The sequence below is a fragment of the Marinobacter alkaliphilus genome (genome assembly GCF_055394375.1).
The window spans coordinates 2,973,206-2,989,385 of record NZ_AP043751.1 but is presented as its reverse complement, the minus strand read 5'-3'; the positions used below and the strand labels follow the sequence as shown (position 1 = coordinate 2,989,385).

The following is a 16,180-nucleotide window of genomic DNA, read 5'->3' as shown; positions in this document are numbered from 1 at the left end:
TCATGACGCTCGCTGCATACACCATGCGGGCCCTGCCAGCGCAGCTTTCGGGGCTTATTCCGCTGGCGCTGGATTTGCGCTGGAGCTGGCACCATGGCAGTGATCAACTATGGCGATTGCTGGATGACGATGTCTGGGAGTCCACGCAAAACGCGTGGTTGGTACTCAATAGCGTGTCTTCAGAGCGTTTGCTGGCACTGGCGGAAAATCCGGATTTCCTGGAGGTATACCAGACCCAGATAAATTACCACCAGGCACTCAACACGGCGGATACCTGGTATTCCGACACCTGCGACGGCCAACTGGGAGAAGGCGTTGCGTGGTTCTGTATGGAATACGGTGTGTCTGAGTCGTTACCGTTGTACAGCGGCGGCCTTGGCGTATTGGCGGGAGATTACCTCAAAGCCGCCAGTGATCTCGGCGTGCCGGTGATCGCGGTCGGCCTGCTGTTCCAGCAGGGTTATTTTCGCCAGGCCCTGAGTGCTGACGGCGAACAACTGGAGTTTTACCCCTACAACGACCCAACCATGCTGCCGGTGGCACCTGTGAGAGACCCAAGCGGAGAGTGGGCAAGGGTGACGGTTCCGTTCCCGGGACGGGATGTTCGTTTAAGGGCGTGGAAAGGCCAGGTTGGCCGATGCGAATTACTGCTGCTGGATGCAAACGACCCCCGCAACGAACCCGGTGACCGGGGCATTACCAGTGAACTCTATAGTGGCGACCCCGAAAAACGCCTTCAGCAGGAAATGGTGCTCGGTATTGGCGGTTGGCGATTGCTGGAACTGTTGCAGCGCAAGCCTAGGGTATGCCATATCAACGAGGGGCACAGCGCGCTGGCATTGATTGAACGGGCCCATTACTGGCAGCGGGCAAACCAATCGGATTTTCCAACGGCGAGACTGGCAACCCGTGCCACCAATCTGTTCACTACCCATACTTCGGTGGCTGCCGGTTTTGATCGATTCGCGCCGGGACTGGCAGAACTCTACCTGTCGCCCTGGCTTTCCGAAAACAACCATTCACTGCAAAACCTCTTTCAAATCGCCAACGGTGGCAGCCGAGACCTGAACATGGCCGGCTTAGCGCTTGGCATGTGCGGCCGATTTAACGGTGTAAGCCAGATCCACCGCAAGGTTACCCAGGCAATTTTTCAGTCCTGGTTCGGACGTTGGCCTGCTGACGACATCCCGGCCGAATTCGTGACCAACGGCGTGCACACTCCCAGCTGGGACTCACCGGAATCCGATGCTTTGTGGACCAGGGCTTGCGGCCCGGAGCGGTGGCGCCGGCCGCTAACCCAATCCTGCCCGCTGCAGTCCATCACTGACGACGAGCTATGGCAAATGCGCAGGAGCCAGCGCAAACGGCTGATCAGCTATCTCCGCAAACGCCTGCGAAGCCAACACTGCGAACACAAGGTCGGTTCCAGTGTCGAGGCCGCGTGCGGCCTGTTGCTAGACCCGGAAACCCTCACGCTCGGGTTCGCCCGACGTTTTACCAGTTACAAACGGCCGGATCTCCTGCTCAAAGACCCGGAAAGACTGCTGGCATTACTTTGCTGCCGGGACAGGCCGCTTCAGATTGTTCTGGCAGGAAAAGCCCATCCTCATGATCAAGCCGGAAAAGAACTTATCAAGCGCTGGAAGGATTTTTCCAGGCGCCCCGAGGCAGAGGGCCGGGTAGTGTTCATTGAGGACTATGACCTTGCTGTGGCCAACCAGCTTATTCAGGGCGTGGATGTGTGGCTCAATTGCCCGAGACACCCCTGGGAAGCCTGTGGAACCAGTGGTATGAAGGTGCTGGTGAACGGTGGCCTGAACCTGTCCCAATACGATGGTTGGTGGGCAGAAGCCTGGAACGAGAACGTGGGCTGGGCCATTCGGCCTGGCGCCACGTTTGAAGAACTCAGCCATTCCGACCAGCACGATGAAGCCGACGCAGACGAACTCTTCGCATTGCTGGAGGAGCAAGTGGTTCCCGAGTTCTACCAGCTCAACAGCGAGGGCCTGCCGGCGAGATGGTTACAACGGGTGCGAGCCAGCATGGACCAGTTAACGGCCAGTTATTCCGCCAATCGCATGGTTCGGGAATACGTTGATGCTTTCTACCTGCCGATGATTGCCAAGGGCAATCAGAGGAACCCTGAAACTGCCAGACAATTGCTTCAATGGCAGCAACAAATTGCCCAGCATTGGCCAAGATTGCGGTTTGGAAGACTCACCAGCCAGCAGGAAGACGGTACGCGGGTGTTTACCCTGGATGTGTACCTGGACGGACTAAGCCCAGAAAAGGTAGAGATAGAGCTGGTAGCTGAGGCTTCGGAATACGGTGGGCGCATTGTTCAGCCCATGACGCTTGAACGAAGCCTGCCCGGTGCGGAAGACAGCTACCTGTTTTCGGTATCGGTACCAGACCGGCCGGACGATCATTACACCCCACGGATTCGCCCAAACCACCCGCTGCTTCATATCCCGCTGGAAGATCAGCACGTGCTCTGGTATCGCTAATCGATGTTAGCCGCGCCAGAACCCGGGTGAAAGTACGATCACCACACTGAGAATTTCCAATCGGCCCATCAGCATACCCACCGACAGGATCCACTTGGCGGCATCCGGCAGGGGAGCGAAGTTACCCGAGGGACCAATGATGTCGCCCAGCCCTGGGCCGACGTTCGTCAAAGAGGTGAGGGCGCCAGACAGGGCTGTCACGAAATCGAGCTGAAGTGACGCCAGCAGCACCGTAATAATCAACAGGCACAGCAGGAAGATGAAGGTGTAGGCGATCATAGATGAAATAATCTCATCGCTGACCGCCCGCCCGTTGTAGTTTCTGGTAAAGACCGCCCTCGGGTGAAGCAGCCGCATCAGTTGCTCCCGAAGAATGATCAACGACAGTTGGAAACGGAAAATCTTCATGCCGCCAGAGGTTGAGCCGGAACAGCCGCCTACAAACATCAGAAAGAAGAACACCACAAAGGCCAGCGGCCCCCAGGCGGCGTAGTCTTCTGAGGCATAGCCGGTAGTGGTCACCACAGACGTAACGTTGAACAACGTCGCTACGTAATTGTGTAAGGGATCAAACGGAATCGGCGAAACCCACCAGCGGTAGAGCGTCAGCAGCGCGGGCACCGTGAAAAGAATGGTCAGGAACAGTCGGACCTGCTGGTCTCTAAACAGCACACCGTGTTGCCCGTGCAATTCCCGCACGAACAGAAAAAACGGCAAACTGCCGATGATCATGAACAACGTGGCTTCCATCAGGATAAGATCGCTGAACTTGCCCATCGACAGATCAGAGGTGGAGAAACCACCGGTGGAAATGCTGGTCAGCCCGTGGTTAAAGGCATCAAACAGGCTCATGCCTGAGAGCCAGTAAGTAACCACCGCTATCACTGAAAACATCACGTAAACAAACAGAAGGCCACGACTGAGTGTTTTCATTCGAGGCAAGGCTTTGTCTGTCCATTCGGAAGATTCTGTTGCGAACAGTCGCATACCACCAACACGGAGAAACGGAAGTACCGCAACGAACATACCGATAATCCCGATACCACCAATCCACTGCAGGATGGACCGCCAAAGCAGCAGATCCCGATCCATATCATCAAGCCCACTCAGAGCTGTAGCACCCGTTGTGGTTATGCCGGAAGTACCTTCAAAAAAAGCGTCCGCTGCGGAAATCCCGTTATCGCTGAGGTAAAAGGGAATTGAGGAGAGCAGGGCGATGATAAACCAGCTGGAAACGGTAAGCACAAACATGTAGCGGGGCTTGAGATCCCTGGGTTGCCGATACATCGACAACACGCCTACAGCACCAAGCGCGAATACGATACCGGCCGACTCGGCGAAGGCCACCGCGTTTGGTACGTCTTCCCCCGCAAGAGCGAGAAGTACAACCGGTAAGGTCATGAAAACACTAAGCAGTATAAACATGACACTGATAATAAAAATGACAGGGTAAAGGTTTCTCAAGGTGCGCCCGCGCCAGCTGACAAAGAGACGGCGTCAGGATACCCGCGGTACCGGGCTTCCGCAAGGAAACAGGCGGACGCACGGGCCATTAACGCCAAATTAAATCCCTGTAAAAGCCACGTAAATTCGGAACCGGGCTATGGCAAACAGCGTCTCTGTGGTGCAAGTTGTAAAAAGGAGCGCTACTCAGCTCCCCAAAAGGAACAAGGAGAACCGGCTATGAACGTAAAAAAGAACCTTTTACTCGCATCGGTTGCGTCTGCAGGCATTGCTATGACAGGGGCTGCATCTGCGCAGGATATGTATAAGTCTGGCGTGGGCAGTTTGTACGCTGGCTTGAACTACACCTTTATGGATGTGGATTTTGACGGCTTCGCCAGCGCTGATGTTGGCACCCTGTCTGGTAAAGTGGGCGTTATGGCCAACGAATTTCTGGGCATAGAGGCCCGCGCCGGTTTTGGGGTGGATGATGACCGCGTGTTCGGTCAGAAAGCCAAACTTGATAACTTCTTTGGCGGATACGCCACCATTAACATGGCAAACCAAAGCCCGGTAACTCCGTATGCCGTGGTTGGTTTCACCAGAATCGAGGCCGAAATTGGTCCCCAGAGCGATGACGACTCTGACTTTTCCTACGGTGCGGGTGTGAATTTCAAGTTTGCACAGAATCTGTCAGGAAACCTGGAGTACATGCGTTACTACGATGATAGCAACGTAACGGTTGATGGTATTGGTCTTGGTGTTCAGATGAACTTCTGATTCCAGAACAAAGACCTGAAACGAAACCCGCTGGCGCTAAAAGCGCGAGCGGGTTTCGTGGCTTTGATAGAGTGGTAAGTTGGACCAGAACCAGTAATCCAGAATAATGTTTAAGTCGTAATATCACCATCTCCTTGATAGGTGAGAAACGATGAAAAAATCCCCCCTGCAAATCGTCACATTTGTTGGCGCTCTTTCCTGTTTTGGATCAGTAAATGCAACGGAGGCGAGAACCGCGCTCGCTCCACTTCCTTCCATCGACGATTTTACAAATGGCGATGGTTGGGGATTTGGGCTTGGGTTGGGCGTTGAGTATGAGACTGCCTACGAGGGGTCCGACGAATTTGAATTTGAGGTCGACCCAGCGGGTGGTGTTCAGTACCGGACCGGCGATCACCTGTTTTTCTGGGCAGGTGAAGCAATTGGCTGGCGGACATTGGTAAAGGATACCTGGTTGTTTCAATCATCCATCGGCTACGAGGAAGGCCGTGAAGAAAGTGACTCAGACGATGGCAGACTGGACGGTTTAGGTGATTCACGTTCCGGAGTCACAGTGCTGTTGGAAGTGCGCCATGCGCTTACGGAAGACTGGCGGTACTTTCTGGATGGCCGTGTCTTAACAGGTGAGGTCGGCACACTGGGAATTTTCGGGGCAGGAACCTGCCTGGCCTGCAAGCCCAACGGCACTGGCTGGGAAGTGGGTGCAGTGGTTACGTTCCACGATGGCAAGCTTGCCAACCGTGACTTTGGTGTGACCACACAACAGTCCATAGATTCAGGCCTTCCGGCAACCGATGTTGATAGCGGGTACAGATCAACAGGGTTCAATGTTAGCTACCGTAATTACTTACACAAGAACTGGCAGATCTTCGGTGAGGCTCTTTACGAAGCTTTTGGGAGTGAGGTTTCAGACAGCCCGATCACGCGCAACAACTACGAGGCGGAGATTGGTGTTGGCTTCATTTATGTTTTCTAGTTTTGGCTGAGGGGGACGTAAACGATTGTGTGTCTCCGATAAAAGCGTGATGGGGGTTCATACCGTATTTAACTTATGCGCGGTGTTCTTGTTCATGGATTTGTTGCTGCCCCAAAAAATCCCAGATAAACAGTACATTAGAGTCGATAACTCCATTCTTGGTTGATCAATGGCTTCATTTGAAGCATTTCCTGGGGTTTTCGTGAACCTGCTCGTGCTATGTTCTTACGTTTGCTGCTGTCCGGTTTTAAACAGAAGCGAACGTTCCTACCGAGCCTAATCAGTCCGAAAAATCGTAACAAACGCAAACAATTTCCTCAGGACGTCTGCGCCTGAACCTGTTTTTGAGCGAGCCGGTTGAGCTGCCTCTGGAGATCCACATTCATGGGCGACATTCCTTAGATGGCCCAGCTTTAACACCTTAGCATGGTTGACGTTTTCCGATTGTGATGGCTCCTGCCAAATACGTAATTGACCCGTCCACGGTGAGTACATTCGTTACTGACGGTCGGCAAGGGGGGGCGGCACGTGGCATGCCGGGGACTCTGTTCTTACCCGGCAAGGTGAGCTTCTGATCGCTGATCGTGCCAAGTCGAGCGCGAACTGCGATGAACAGACCATTAACCTTTGGGTTGCTCTGTAATCTATTCGTTTTGCATTCATATGCTCGATTTCGGTGCGCTGATTTTTGGTTTTTAGGTTCCGAAGAATGCAGAAGGTGCCAGCTCTTCCCTGAAAAAAAGGGCATTCAGGAGGTTTGGCTAGGTTTTTGCTTGGAGTCCGGGTTAGATGATTGCGAGTCGCCAATTCGCAATTTCATGATCCGTTTGCAAAAGGCGCACTTCCTTGTGATTTACCCCAGAGATCTGAAGGGTTATGGCCCGTCAATTCCAGAGGCAAGATGGCCCGGCAAAGCCCGCATCGCCGTGCAATTTGTGTTGAACTACGAAGAAGGTGCTGAACGGTCGGTGCTTCATGGGGACGACGGCTCGGAAACGTTTTTGTCAGACATCATCGGCGCTGAGTCTTTTCCAGACCGACACATGAGCATGGAGTCGCTCTACGAATACGGATCGCGGGTGGGGGTCTGGCGCATTCTCAAAGAATTCGAGCGCCGGGACTTGCCCCTGACTGTTTTCGGAGTAGCCATGGCCCTTCAGCGTAATCCTGACGTGGTGGCTGCCTTCCGGGAACAGGGGCATGAAATCGCCTGCCACGGTTTGCGCTGGCTCTCTTACCAAGCGGTGAGTGAAGCCGAAGAGCGCGCCCACCTTCTTGAAGCGGTAAAGATCCATACTGAACTCACCGGTTGTCATCCCAGCGGATGGTACACCGGCAGGGACAGCCCGCAGACCCGACAGTTTGTCGTAGAGGAAGGCGGTTTCGAGTACGACAGCGATTATTACGGGGACGACCTGCCGTTCTGGGTTGAGACGAAAACCGCAGAGGCTCGGTCGAAAGGCCATCTGGTCATTCCCTACACACTGGATACGAACGATATGCGCTTTGCGACTGCCCAGGGGTTCAATACCGGTAGTCACTTTTTTGAGTACCTGAAGGATGCGTTCGACGTCTTGTATGCCGAGGGTAAAGATAAGCCCGCAATGATGTCGATTGGCTTGCATTGCCGGCTTGTTGGGCGCCCTGGACGTTTCCGAGCGTTGCAGCGATTCCTGGATTATATAGAAAAGCACGACCGGGTATGGATCACACGGCGGATTGATATCGCCCATCACTGGAAAGAGCATCACCCGTTCAAGCCACAGATGCCATCACGATGAACTCTGCGTTTCGAATCCCAGAGGCATGGTGTGTAGAAACGGGGCAATTCAGGCGCCTGCTCGGTAAGTATGTGAACCGGCATATGGAGTGGGGCGGATTCATTAGTCAACGAACGCGAGTGCGGGGTTGAGCTTTATGTACGAATCAAGGTTTATGGATTATGTGATCGGCCTTAGCCGCAAGGCTATTGATCAGCCGGGCACCCAGCCGTTTGGCGCCATCCTGGTCAAGAACGGGGAAATTGTAGGGGAAGGGCTGAATCACGAACTGGTCCATCACGATCCCACCGCGCATGGCGAAATAGAGGCAATCCGGGATGCCTGTCGCCGATTGGCGACCACCGCTCTGAATGATTGTGACCTGTATGCGATCGGAGAGCCCTGCCCCATGTGCACGGTCGCGATTCGCTTGGCCGGCGTTCGTCATGTTTTTTACGGAGCGACTCATAACGATGCGCTTGAGGCCTACCAATGCCTTGCGGACACGCCTTATGCAGATATCGGTGTAGAAGCTCTGAGGGTAGAGGCGAGTGTACCTGTGGATCAACGATCGATTCCCTATAGCCAGCACAGCGCAACAGCATGTGCCGAGGTCTATTTCGAATGGTCTGACGACATGCAGAAAAAACTGGGTCTCGCCCCTTAAACAATCGTCTGAGGAGGCAATGCGTTGAAACGAATCTGCCTGATTAATCCGAATACAACCCGAAGCATGACGGATGCCTGTGCCGATGCGGCGAAGCTGGTGGTGGGCGACCGGCTACACATAGAGGCTATCACTGTTGCGAGTGGGCCAGAGAGCATTGAGGGGCATTACGATGGTGCCGTTGCAAGTGTCGGCTTAATGGAAACGCTGATGGCAAACCCGGATGCCGACGGATACATCATTGCGTGTTTCGACGACACGGGGCTGGACGCCGCTCGATGCCTGGTCAATGCGCCGGTGGTCGGTATGGGAGAGGCCGCGTTTCATATCGCTTCGCTGGTGTCCCACCGTTTCGCCGTCATCACCACCCTTAGCCGTTCTGTACCCATCATTCAACACAATCTTGAACGTTATGGGTTAAGCCGTCGCTGCGCGGGGGTTCTCGCGACCGATATTCCCGTGTTGGCACTCGAATCGGATGATGGTGAAGCAGAAAAGCGCATCGAAGAGCAAATGGTACGGGCCAAAGCACTCGGAGCCGAAGCCGTCGTGCTCGGCTGTGCGGGCATGGTCTCGATGACACGCAGGCTGAGTGAAAAGTTCGGCATGCCGGTTGTTGACGGAATAACCGGCGCTGCCGGGCTGGTCGGTACACTGATTGACCTTGGGATTGCCACTGCAAAACTCGGCGGATACGCAGCTCCGGTCAGCAAGGCCTATCACGGCACCCTATCCTCATTTGGTACAGCGGCGGACTAGAAAAACGTGAATCTGACTGATCTCAGTGCAGCTGATTTGGCCGGCCGGGTGCAGAGAGGGGCCGTTACTGTGCGTTCAGTGGCGGATGCTTTCCTTCAGAATCTGGAATTGCGCAACCCGGATATCAATGCCCTTATTTACTGGAGCCGAGACGACATCCATCGTCAGTCGCAGGCGATCCAGAAACGAATTAACCAAGGGGAAGCGCTCCCGCTGGCTGGCGTGCCCATCGCGATCAAAGACAATCTATGGGTTAAGGGTTGGCCGATCACCCAGGGCTCACGGCTTTTTGAAGGGTTTATTGCACCGGAAGATTCCGCGGCTGTAGCACGCCTGAGAACAGCGGGCGCAATCATACTGGGGATGGCGAATTCGCCAGAGTTTGCATGCCGTGGCGTCACGACCAACGAACTGTACGGGCCCACCAGGAATCCCTGGGATCTGGAGCGTACTCCGGGGGGGTCTTCCGGCGGATCTGCGTCTGCGGTCGCTGCCAGGCTGTGTCCTCTTTCACTTGGTACCGATGCTGGGGGGTCGATCCGTCGCCCGGCATCCCATACCGGCATACTTGGCTTCATGCCTTCTTGTGGCACGGTTCCGGAGGGGCCCGGTTTCGAGGGGCCGGATTTCGGCAACAGCACTATTGGCGTTTTTGCCCGGACGGTGGGCGACATAGATCTTGTGATGGGCATTATTGGCGAAGGCGGGCGTATGGATCCCGGTAGTGCCGGCAGCGTAAACAGCGGATCGTCGCGGCCCTTGCGCTTAGGCTTCAGCCCGGATCTTGGGTTAGCTGCCCTGATAGAACCGGATGTGGCCCGGTCAGTGTCGGCAGCGGTCGACCGCCTGCGTGACGATGGGCTGTCCGTTCTTACGATGACTCCCCGTTGGCCGAAATCGACCAGTGAGTCGCGCATTGGCGCACTGGAGAAGTCGGCACTGGCGGCCATGTACGGCGCTCAATACCAGCAAAATAAAGCGCAGTTTGACCCTGACGTGGCGGATCAGATTCGAGAGGGTTTGGAGCTTACCGGCGTTGATGTGGCCAACGCCCTGCGTTTCAGAAAAGAGCTTCATGTTCATTTTATCGCGTGTTTTGAGTCGATCGACGTTCTCCTGTGCCCGACCGCGCCGGTAACCGCCTGGCCTCTTTCAGAGGCCTGGCCTTCGATCATCGATGGGAAAAAGGCCAATGCCCGGGATCACGCCGCCTTCTCATGGATGATTAATCAGGTGTTCGCGCCTGCCTGCTCCGTCCCCTGTGGTACCGACAATAAGGGCTTACCGGTTGGGCTACAAATCATCGCGCCCAGGTTTGCCGATCAGCGGGTACTGACGATTGCAAAACACCTCGAACGGTTGAACGACTACACCTTCCTGCCTCTGCCTGGCTGATTCGCTGCTTTTTACACCGCTGCCCGTGTCTGCTTTTACCGCTCGTTTTTGGAGCGCCTGTGCTCTTGTTTGAGGCGAACTCCGTTCGGGTAGATTTGGTCAATGGCGGGCGGATTTATCTTAAGTGTTTGAAAACTAATTAAGATGGCGATGTTGGCCCGAACAATGAATTACCTGACACATAGCGCATGAAAAGCCTCAACGGCTAATCAAGGTTGGCGTGCCTTCCACATCAACCGACGTTGTGGTCGCGATATGTCTAACGAGCTTGCCCCACAAATTTCTCAGAATGTCAGTCCCCGCGCTGGTGGGCTCGATATCTCGGAACTCAGAATCTGGTTTGATACGCCTGCAGGGCCCCTGCGCGCCGTCGACAACGTGAGCCTGTCTGTTCGCGACGGTGAGATCGTCGCTCTGGTCGGAGAGTCAGGCTCGGGTAAGAGTGTGACGGCGTTGGCGGCTCTCAAGCTCATCAGTACACCGCCCGGTCGCTTCGTCTCGGGTTCAGTGTCGCTCAACGGCCAGGATATTCTGGCGATGTCGGAGCATGACCTCGAGTCAATTCGCGGCACATCGGCTGCGATGCTGTTCCAGAACCCCCGTGGCAGCCTTGATCCTTCATTCACGATTGAGGAGGCCTTTCTCGAAACGCTGTCCTTGCACCGTCCGGAGATGAAGAAAGCGGAGCGCCTGCGATACATCGAGCAGGGATTGCGCCAGGTCGGGTTTAACGATTGGCAGCGGATTGCGGCGTCTTACCCGCATCAGTTGAGCGGTGGCATGTGCCAGCGTGTCTCTCTGGCCATAACCTTCGCCTGCCACCCCTCGTTGTTGATTGCCGACGAGCCGACGACCGCGCTTGATGTGGGTATTCAGGCAAAAGTTCTGTTTCTTCTACGCCAATTGAACCAGGAACATCGTTTACCCATTCTCCTGATTACCCACGATTTCGGCGTTGTTAGAGCCATCGCCCATCGCGTCGTTGTGATGTATGCCGGGCATGTGCAGGAAGAGGGTGACGTCGAGGAGGTTCTGGCGAGCCCCCAGCACCCGTATACACAGGCTCTCATTCGGTCAGTTCCTGATAATGTCAGAGACGATGAGTCGCTCTATCAGATCCCGGGAACTCCGCCGAACCTGGTTGACCCGCCGAAGGGCTGTCGCTTCGCGGATCGCTGTGACCATGTTGTGGATCGGTGTCGGAATGAGCTGCCTGAACTCGAAACCCTTTCCGAAACCAGAGCCGTCCGTTGCCATCTGGTGGGTCCAGAGAAGGGGGACGCATGACTCGTCCTTTGCTCTCGGTTCGGGATATACACCGCAGTTACACCACAACCAGTGGACTGATCCGAAGAAGAGTCGTCGCCAGCACCAAGGCAGTGGATGGTGTGAGTTTTGACCTGTTCCCCGGGGAAACCGTTGGGCTGGTGGGTGGCTCTGGTTCAGGCAAGTCGACATTGGCGAGGATCATCGCAAGGTTGATTGAGCCCGATCAGGGTGAAGTCTGGTTTGACGGAGAACTACTGACTGAGGTTTCCAGGGATCGAATGCGCCTTTTCAGGCGCGACATTCAGGTGGTGTTCCAGGACCCGCTGCACTCGCTCAATCCCCGCCGCACCGTGGGAGAAAGTATCGCCAGACCCTTGCTTAACTTCGGGATGCCCAAGCGGGCAGCGCTTGCCAAAGCCGAGAGCCTGATGGAACTCGTTGGCCTGGATCCCTCGGCAACGTCGCGGTACCCCCACGAATTCAGCGGAGGCCAGTGTCAGCGGATTGCGATTGCCCGCGCGCTGGCCCCTGAACCACGCCTGCTGATTCTCGATGAGCCGGTTTCAGCTCTGGATGTTTCGGTTCAGGCACAGATTCTTAATCTGCTCAGGGAGATCCAGGGCAAGCTGGATATCGCTTATCTCTTCGTCTCTCACGACCTGGGAATTGTTCGCTACATGTGCGACCGCACGCTGGTCATGTATCGGGGACAAATTCTGGAGTCCGGGTTGAGTAACGATATCCATAAATTACCGGCCCACCCTTTCACACGGAATTTTCTGGACACGATTTTAACAATGGACGGCGATGAGCGCTGGCTGGATGCTGCCGCCGCCATAGAGGACGTCGAAGAGGAGCGCAGCGACGGAGGTGGCTGTGTTTATCAAGGCACCTGCGCGCACCGCCTGCCCCATTGCCGGGACAAGACGCCTTTACTGAAGTCGATTGATGGGAGCCGGAGTGTGGCCTGTCATTTGTACGCTGAGGAGACAGGCTTCCGCCCGTCTGACTTAAACGCAAAGTACGAAGGAGCAATACCATGCAAAAGCAAGTCATGAGTAGATTGAAGCAAGCGGCGATCGGGCCGGCAAGCGCTCTGGCGATTGCCATTTCCGCAGGCGGTTTGGCGGTCATGCCAGAAAAGGCAAATGCTCAGGCGACTCCCCAGGATACCGTGGCGATCGCGATCGAAGCCAACTTATCCAGAATGGATCCTCATGCCTCGACCACATGGAACACGTTTCGCGTGATCATGCATGTGTTCGAGGGCTTCGTGGCCGAGGATCTGACTCGGGATGATGTTGAACAACCGCCTCTGGTTCCGGCTTTGGCGGAATCCTGGGATATCTCGGACGACGGACTCACCTATACCTTCAACCTGCGCAAAGGCGTGAAGTTTCACGACGGTACGGACTTCAATGCCGACGCGGTGAAATTCAACTTGGATCGAATGCTGGACCCTGAATTTGAGTACTACCAGTCGATTGCCAGCGGACTGATGCGCTGGATGTGGCAGGACCTTGAAAGCTATCGGGTCGTTGACGATTACACGTTCGAGATCAAGCTCGAAACTCCGAACATTGAGTTTCTCCGGCGCCTGGCCATGGGTGGTTCGGGTACCCCCCGATTCATCAGCCCGACCTCTATTCGTGAGAACGGCAACGATAGCGTCGAGACCAATCCTGTTGGCACCGGCCCTTATCAGTTTGCCAGTCGCTCTATTGGCGAGTTGACTGTTTTAAAACGCAACCCGGATTACTGGGACGAAAGCCGTACCCCAACCATTGAGCGGTTGATGTTCCGGCCTATTTCCGAAGTAGCGACCAGAGAACTGGCGTTGCGCAGTGGCGAAGTGGACATGATCTCGTCTCCCTCTCCCGACTCGATCGAACAGCTTAAAGCCGCCGGGCTGGACATTGTCAGCAGCCCGATCTCCACGATTTACATGATGTGGGTCAACTTCAAAGAAGAGCCTTTGCAGGATGTCAGAGTCCGACGTGCTGTCTGTATGGCGCTGGATCGTGAAGGCATGGCCGAGTTTCACCGTAACGGCTACGCACGACCTGCCACGGGTATCCTGAATTACGGCGGCCCGGGTTACGACCCTGATTTCAAGGACTGTGAATACGATCCTGAAGCTGCCAAGACACTGTTGGCAGAGGCAGGTTACCCCGACGGTTTTGAGACTCGCCTGGACTGGACCATGGGCGGGGGTGGCGATGTAAACACGGTCGGTGATGCCGAGTGGATCCAGCGCGACCTGGCCAAAATCGGCATTGACGCATCTATCGAGTCATTCGATAACGGCACCTACTGGGACATGCTTGGTGGGGGCATTCGCGAGGGAACCGGCTTCATGTCAGTGTCCTGGGGCGAGACCAGTTTCTTCTGGCTAGACCAGGTGATTGCAACCGCGGCAATCCCGCCAAACGGTTTTAACGCCGGCTATTACGAAAACCCGGAGATTGACAAGTTGCTCGCGGATGCCAGGTCTTCAAAAACTGAAAGCGAGATGCTTGGCCATCTGGCCACTCTGCAGCAAACGATTGCTGACGATATGGCGTTCATTCCTTACTACACCCCGATTGCCATCTATGCGATGAGGCCGAATGTTTCAGGGTTCGTACTCGCACCCCAGCATTGGCATGACTACACCGGCCTGGTCAAAAACTAAGGCCCTCATCTGACGTAAGAGATCGCCAGGTTGCCAGGCTCGATGATCAGGGCCTGCAACCTGGCATAGCTGGAGTTTCTGTCATGCCCCGGTTTGTTGTCATGCGCTTACTGCAAATGATTCCCGTGATGCTGGGGGTCAGCTTTGTGGTCTTTATTTCGGTTTACCTGGTCCCAGGTGATGTTGCCCGTACCGTTTTAGGTCAGCAGGCGTCGGACACAGCCGTCCAGGCATTGCGGGAAGAACTCGGGCTTAATCGTCCATTGCTGGTCCAGTACGGTATCTGGCTGTGGGATCTGTTGCAGTTTGATCTCGGGTACTCGATATCCCAGCGCGTTGAGGTTGCCTCATTACTGGGGGAAAAGATCGTCAACTCGTTTATTTTGATGGGGTTCAGCCTATTTCTTGTAATCACTGTGAGCTTTTTGTTGGCGGTGTTCTCTGCTACCCATTTTCGCAGTATCGGTGACCGGCTGACCATCTTCGGTACGCTTCTGCTGGCTTCTGCGCCTACTTTCTGGCTGGGCATTCTGCTGCTTTACCTGTTCAGTGTGAAATTTCCTCTGTTTCCAACGTCCGGGATGCAAAATTTCTACGATCCCGGCGGGTTCTGGGAACTTGTGCATCATGCGACCTTGCCCGCCATCGCAACGGCGGCGTCGTCGATTGCGATTGTCACCCGGGTTTCACGATCAGCGATGATCGATGTCACCAATAAAACTTACATGATGGCTCTGAGGTCCAGAGGGATTCGGCGCAGGCGCCTGAACTATGTCCACATGGTGCGCAATGCCTTGCCTTCCTTCGTTAATATCAGCGGCCTTCAGGTCGGTTATCTGTTTGGTAGTGCCATATTCAGCGAGATTATTTTCAACTGGCCCGGTATCGGCCTGCAGCTCTATAACGCGATTCTGCAAAGAGACGTTCCGATGATCCAGGGTTGCTCACTGGTTATTGCTCTGACCTTCGTTATCAGCAACTTTCTTGCGGACTTTATTGTGAGGGCTCTTGATGCATCCGAACGCTGAAACCATTGCGACGCCCCGTCGGGCAGTAAAGCCACGCTCGAGCTTCTTTTTCATCTGGCGAGGCATTCTTGCGGATCGGTACGCGATGAGCGGTGCACTGATTCTCGCCTTTGTGATAGTGGCGGCGATATTCGCACCCTGGCTCGCACCGTTTGACCCCACCGTCAGCTTTCCAAGACTTCGGTTGCAGGGGCTGGGTACGCCAGACCATATTCTTGGCCTCGACCACCAGGGGCGGGATATGCTCTCCCGCCTTATCTGGGGCGGCCGAACCACGTTATTTGCCGGTATCACGCCGGTGGTGCTCAGTGCGCTATTTGCAATACCCCTGGGCCTGGTGGCTGCCTGGAACGACCGGCTGGGTTCGATCATCATGCGGGTCATGGATGTGCTTTTTGCCTTTCCGATGGTTCTATTGGCCATCATGCTGGCGGCGTTTATGGGGCCAGGCATGGTCAATATGATCATTGCACTGACGATTGTACTGCTGCCTTACAACACCCGTGTTGTCTACGTAGCGGCACAGCAGGAAAGAAATAGCAGTTATATCGAAGCGGCGATCGCGGCGGCGACACCCACGCCCAAGATACTTTTCGTGGAAATGCTCCCCAATGTGGTTGCCGCGTCAATTGTTTACAGCACAACGATCGTTGGCAACATCATCATCACCGCGGCTGGGCTGAGCTTCCTGGGGCTGGGTGTTCAGGCGCCAACCGCCGAATGGGGCATTATCACCAGCGACGGCCGGCAATATCTTTTCAACGCGGCCCACATCTCGCTTTTACCAGGAATACTGATCATGACGGTGGTGATCGCCTTCAATCTTCTGGGTGACACCCTCAGGGATGCCCTCGATCCTAAAACCCGGCTGGCACTGGCCAGCCGGAAATAACCGTATCAAAGCCGGAAAAGGTAAACAGAA

13 protein-coding genes are annotated in these 16,180 nt (G+C 55.1%); 12 read left to right on the top strand and 1 reads right to left on the bottom strand.

From position 1 onward, the window contains the following. Positions 1–2 precede the first annotated feature (2 nt). Complete coding sequence (glgP, locus tag ACZ5Q2_RS13635) at positions 3–2,507, top strand: alpha-glucan family phosphorylase (protein ID WP_342632482.1); 2,505 nt, start codon at positions 3–5, stop codon at positions 2,505–2,507. 6 nt (positions 2,508–2,513) lie between these two features. Here glgP and ACZ5Q2_RS13630 read toward each other — a convergent pair whose 3' ends face one another. Next, complete coding sequence (locus tag ACZ5Q2_RS13630) at positions 2,514–3,932, bottom strand: TrkH family potassium uptake protein (RefSeq protein ID WP_342632483.1); 1,419 nt, start codon at positions 3,930–3,932, stop codon at positions 2,514–2,516. Positions 3,933–4,190: 258 nt separating this feature from the next. On the opposite strand from ACZ5Q2_RS13630, the gene ACZ5Q2_RS13625 reads away from it, so the two are divergent. From ACZ5Q2_RS13625 to ACZ5Q2_RS13575, 11 genes are all read left to right on the top strand, one after another. Continuing rightward, positions 4,191–4,730 carry a porin family protein gene (locus tag ACZ5Q2_RS13625; RefSeq protein ID WP_342632484.1) on the top strand — a complete coding sequence of 180 codons (540 nt, stop codon included), beginning with the start codon at positions 4,191–4,193 and terminating at the stop codon, positions 4,728–4,730. Positions 4,731–4,881: 151 nt separating this feature from the next. Then, positions 4,882–5,706 carry a MipA/OmpV family protein gene (locus tag ACZ5Q2_RS13620; RefSeq protein WP_342632485.1) on the top strand — a complete coding sequence of 275 codons (825 nt, stop codon included), beginning with the start codon at positions 4,882–4,884 and terminating at the stop codon, positions 5,704–5,706. 818 nt (positions 5,707–6,524) lie between these two features. Continuing rightward, the gene (gene puuE / locus ACZ5Q2_RS13615; RefSeq protein WP_064230504.1) at positions 6,525–7,487 is read left to right on the top strand and encodes an allantoinase PuuE; all 963 of its coding nucleotides are present in this window, start codon (positions 6,525–6,527) and stop codon (positions 7,485–7,487) included. A 136-nt stretch (positions 7,488–7,623) separates the two neighbouring features. Continuing rightward, positions 7,624–8,133, top strand: coding sequence for a nucleoside deaminase (locus ACZ5Q2_RS13610; RefSeq protein WP_082905211.1), 510 nt, complete (start codon positions 7,624–7,626; stop codon positions 8,131–8,133). A 24-nt stretch (positions 8,134–8,157) separates the two neighbouring features. Beyond that, entirely contained in the window at positions 8,158–8,892 is a 735-nt protein-coding gene (locus tag ACZ5Q2_RS13605) for an aspartate/glutamate racemase family protein (protein WP_201257907.1), read from the top strand. A 6-nt stretch (positions 8,893–8,898) separates the two neighbouring features. Beyond that, positions 8,899–10,287 (top strand): amidase, encoded by a 1,389-nt coding sequence (locus ACZ5Q2_RS13600; RefSeq protein ID WP_082905210.1) that lies wholly within the window; start codon positions 8,899–8,901, stop codon positions 10,285–10,287. A gap of 255 nt (positions 10,288–10,542) precedes the next feature. Beyond that, positions 10,543–11,574 carry an ABC transporter ATP-binding protein gene (locus ACZ5Q2_RS13595; RefSeq protein ID WP_064230373.1) on the top strand — a complete coding sequence of 344 codons (1,032 nt, stop codon included), beginning with the start codon at positions 10,543–10,545 and terminating at the stop codon, positions 11,572–11,574. Then, on the top strand, positions 11,571–12,614 hold the full coding sequence (locus ACZ5Q2_RS13590) for an ATP-binding cassette domain-containing protein (protein ID WP_064230372.1): 1,044 nt from the start codon (positions 11,571–11,573) through the stop codon (positions 12,612–12,614). The genes ACZ5Q2_RS13595 and ACZ5Q2_RS13590 overlap by 4 nt, the downstream gene beginning before the upstream one ends. After that, positions 12,596–14,230, top strand: a complete 1,635-nt coding sequence (locus ACZ5Q2_RS13585) for an ABC transporter substrate-binding protein (protein ID WP_064230371.1) — start codon at positions 12,596–12,598, stop codon at positions 14,228–14,230. The genes ACZ5Q2_RS13590 and ACZ5Q2_RS13585 overlap by 19 nt, the downstream gene beginning before the upstream one ends. A gap of 128 nt (positions 14,231–14,358) precedes the next feature. Next, on the top strand, positions 14,359–15,258 hold the full coding sequence (locus tag ACZ5Q2_RS13580) for an ABC transporter permease (RefSeq protein ID WP_432209971.1): 900 nt from the start codon (positions 14,359–14,361) through the stop codon (positions 15,256–15,258). Between the two features lie 85 nt (positions 15,259–15,343). Next, positions 15,344–16,150 carry an ABC transporter permease gene (locus ACZ5Q2_RS13575; protein ID WP_432209972.1) on the top strand — a complete coding sequence of 269 codons (807 nt, stop codon included), beginning with the start codon at positions 15,344–15,346 and terminating at the stop codon, positions 16,148–16,150. Positions 16,151–16,180: the final 30 nt, after the last annotated feature.

Excerpts from the sequence above, each read along its gene's own strand:
- ACZ5Q2_RS13580 (WP_432209971.1), top strand. The coding sequence starts at position 14,359 with ATGCTGGGGGTCAGCTTTGTGGTCTTTATTTCGGTTTACCTGGTCCCA.
- ACZ5Q2_RS13620 (WP_342632485.1), top strand. The coding sequence starts at position 4,882 with ATGAAAAAATCCCCCCTGCAAATCGTCACATTTGTTGGCGCTCTTTCC.
- ACZ5Q2_RS13630 (WP_342632483.1), bottom strand. The coding sequence starts at position 3,932 with ATGTTTATACTGCTTAGTGTTTTCATGACCTTACCGGTTGTACTTCTC.
- ACZ5Q2_RS13585 (WP_064230371.1), top strand. The coding sequence starts at position 12,596 with ATGCAAAAGCAAGTCATGAGTAGATTGAAGCAAGCGGCGATCGGGCCG.
- ACZ5Q2_RS13595 (WP_064230373.1), top strand. The coding sequence starts at position 10,543 with ATGTCTAACGAGCTTGCCCCACAAATTTCTCAGAATGTCAGTCCCCGC.
- ACZ5Q2_RS13575 (WP_432209972.1), top strand. The coding sequence starts at position 15,344 with ATGAGCGGTGCACTGATTCTCGCCTTTGTGATAGTGGCGGCGATATTC.
- glgP (WP_342632482.1), top strand. The coding sequence starts at position 3 with ATGACGCTCGCTGCATACACCATGCGGGCCCTGCCAGCGCAGCTTTCG.
- ACZ5Q2_RS13610 (WP_082905211.1), top strand. The coding sequence starts at position 7,624 with ATGTACGAATCAAGGTTTATGGATTATGTGATCGGCCTTAGCCGCAAG.
- ACZ5Q2_RS13590 (WP_064230372.1), top strand. The coding sequence starts at position 11,571 with ATGACTCGTCCTTTGCTCTCGGTTCGGGATATACACCGCAGTTACACC.
- puuE (WP_064230504.1), top strand. The coding sequence starts at position 6,525 with ATGATCCGTTTGCAAAAGGCGCACTTCCTTGTGATTTACCCCAGAGAT.
- ACZ5Q2_RS13625 (WP_342632484.1), top strand. The coding sequence starts at position 4,191 with ATGAACGTAAAAAAGAACCTTTTACTCGCATCGGTTGCGTCTGCAGGC.